Source organism: Chitinivibrionales bacterium, from assembly GCA_014728215.1.
Lineage (GTDB): Bacteria > Fibrobacterota > Chitinivibrionia > Chitinivibrionales > WJKA01 > WJKA01.
In genome coordinates this window covers 1-2,587 of record WJLZ01000124.1, presented here as the reverse complement: position 1 = coordinate 2,587, position 2,587 = coordinate 1, and the positions used below count along the sequence as shown (strand labels likewise).

General features: G+C 38.8%; 3 protein-coding genes. All 3 read right to left on the bottom strand.

The window, feature by feature from the left end; all coding sequences use genetic code 11:
• Positions 1-127, bottom strand: a 127-nt coding sequence (locus GF401_09930) for a CDP-glucose 4,6-dehydratase (GenBank protein ID MBD3345367.1), incomplete at its 3' end; no start/stop codon positions are given.
• A gap of 460 nt (positions 128-587) precedes the next feature.
• Positions 588-884, bottom strand: a complete 297-nt coding sequence (locus GF401_09925) for a DeoR family transcriptional regulator (protein MBD3345366.1) — start codon at positions 882-884, stop codon at positions 588-590.
• A 165-nt stretch (positions 885-1,049) separates the two neighbouring features.
• Positions 1,050-2,270 carry an AAA family ATPase gene (locus GF401_09920; GenBank protein MBD3345365.1) on the bottom strand — a complete coding sequence of 407 codons (1,221 nt, stop codon included), beginning with the start codon at positions 2,268-2,270 and terminating at the stop codon, positions 1,050-1,052.
• Positions 2,271-2,587: the final 317 nt, after the last annotated feature.

Here is a 2,587-nt window from a genome sequence, read left to right as displayed (position 1 = left end):
GGTTTAACGAATAGCCGGTTACCTTTGCGCCAAGCGTTGACAGCCACAAGCTCAGCCAGGAGCCTTTAAATCCGGTATGACCGGTGAGGAACACTTTTTTATTGTGCCAGAATTTTTTATCGATCATAAACTAATCTATATGATGCCATATTTAATAGAAAATACACCTTTCCCCCGTGGGCGGCACTGCGCAATTGCTTAATAATCAAAATATTAAGATTATAATTATACATATCTGTTCACCATTTGAACAAGCTTTTTGTTGAAAAGCCGATGCCGGATGCTGGTTTCTGGATGCCTGACAAAAGAGCCGGAAGTCGAAGATGATGCACTGAGAGACACATTGTGGCACACTGAGCTTGCGCTGCACTGCGCTTGTTGAAGTGTCGAAGTGTCGTTGACGGTAATTTATTACAGGGAAAGGGATTCCATCCCTGGGTTAAATCCCAAATTCCAAATCCAAAATTCGAATACTATGGAAATAATAGTATATCAGGAAAACGCTTGTTTGTAGCTATGCCGATAAATCTGCATAGGAAGAGTTTTGCCGGGAGGTTGTAGTGTTTGCAAAGCTGCTAAGCAGAAAATCATTCAGATGCTTCCCACCATCCACCTTTATCAGGCCCCTTTCGAACCAATTTATTCGCGCTTTTCAACTTTTCCAGGTCGCGTTTTATTGTTTTTTCGCTGACATTGCATGAAATGGCTAATTCCGGAATTGTCGCTTTGGGATTCTTTTTAAGAATTGCAATTATATGGCTGGAACGCTTTTCAGGGACATTTTCAGGGACATTTTCAGGGACATTTTCAGGGACATTTATAATTTTTCCGTAAATTGTTACACGAAAACCCTGTGCAATTTCCTCAAATAGAGGCGCCGGCAAGCCGGCATTTTTCGATCAGCAGCAATGCTTTTATCAGTCTTTCAAATGGTATGCATCTGTTATTTCCCAATACCCATTTTTGGCAGCTCCTTTTCTCTCTATTATATTGCGGTTTTTTAATTGCTGTAAATCGCGTAGAATGGTACGTTTGGAAACATTAATAATTTAAGCCAGGTTTGATGATGAAATCAAAGGCTGTTTTCTGATAATTTCAACGATTTTCATCCTTCTGCGCTCTGAATTATCGGTGACATTATCGGTGACACGTGCTTTTGCTATGGGATTTTTATTATAAACGGTTACTCTGAATCCGTGTCCAAAATTTTCAAAGAGGGGCTGTTTATATTCATTATCCGCAAACATTTTTATTATTCTGGATATGCCGGAACCATACTGTTCAATAATACCGGCATCCTTGAATAGTGATGCAATCTTTTTATTGCGAATATGCGAAGTGTAATGACCGGAAAGTAATTGATGTACGGTAAGTCCTTGCAGTAGACATCCGGGATTAAAAAATTCTATTCGGTCATTAAATACTTTTATTATTGAATCGCCGTGATCCTGATAATTCCGGTGGACAATCATATTAATAATAATTTCACGTAAAGCCTCAAGCGGATATTCCCACACCTCACTATGCTGCGGATTTCCTGTTATAACCAGTTTTTTGTTTATGTGTTTTTTTACAGCAGACATCGTTTCTTTAACTTGGCTGAATAAATCAGATCGAACAGTAATGTCGTCTTTAATAGTTATTTCATCGGCAAACAATCCAATCTGTATTGAGCATTTATATTGCTCTTGAGCGGTAAACAACAGAAAACACGCATGTGAAATATTCTCACTATTAATTAAGTCGTATTTTCTTAATACAGTTAGTGGATCATCAGTTATCGGGTTATCTCTAAATGAGTTGGCTCGTGCAATAAATTGATTAACTTTTTCAAGAGAAATGTGATTCAGGTTTTTATCAGAGCTTGGATAATTATCCCAGCTTGTGTTAGTTGTCTGCAAATAAAGGTCCGATATTTCCTGAAGACTCATTGTATGATTTGCGGTATTAATTCTTTTTAGATACTTTCCTTTATACGATACGGGTTTTACAGGATAGTCGGGAATTATTAGTTCAACATATATTCTTCCGGCACTTTTTTCTATATGTATATCCGGGAGAAGTGATGGCGTTGTAGATAGCTTGATTTGATTGATCCACTGCTGAACAGTTTCTTTACCAAGGGTTACTCCGACAGCTTTTCCAGAATCATCGATACCAAGATATACCGATCTGCCTTTCGCGTTTGCGAATGCACAGAGTGTTTCGATTGTTTCTTTATCGAATGCTGTTTTAAATTCTACGGTTGATGATTCTTTTCTGGGGAGCATGGATCGGTTTATCGGTTGTTCCTGCGGGTGCGGGACTTGATTTTTATAGCCCTTGGCAGTACCAGTGTTTGTACCAATCGGTTGTTCGGTTGCTCGGTTACTCGGTTATTCCCGCTCGGGCGGGATTTGAACTATTATAGCCTTTAGCTGTACCAATGTTTGTACCAATCGGTTGTTCGGTTACTCAGTTGACGGATTATCCCTTTTTTACAAGCTTTTCAACTGTATGTATGAAGGTGTGGTCAACGACAATTATAACTTCCCACTGACGACAATTAAAATTACCCATTATTTTTGTTAGTTTTGCTCCTCCTTTC

What these genes read in the sequence shown, in the direction of transcription:
- GF401_09920 (MBD3345365.1), bottom strand. Translation starts at nt 2,270, where the DNA reads ATGCTCCCCAGAAAAGAATCATCAACCGTAGAATTTAAAACAGCATTC.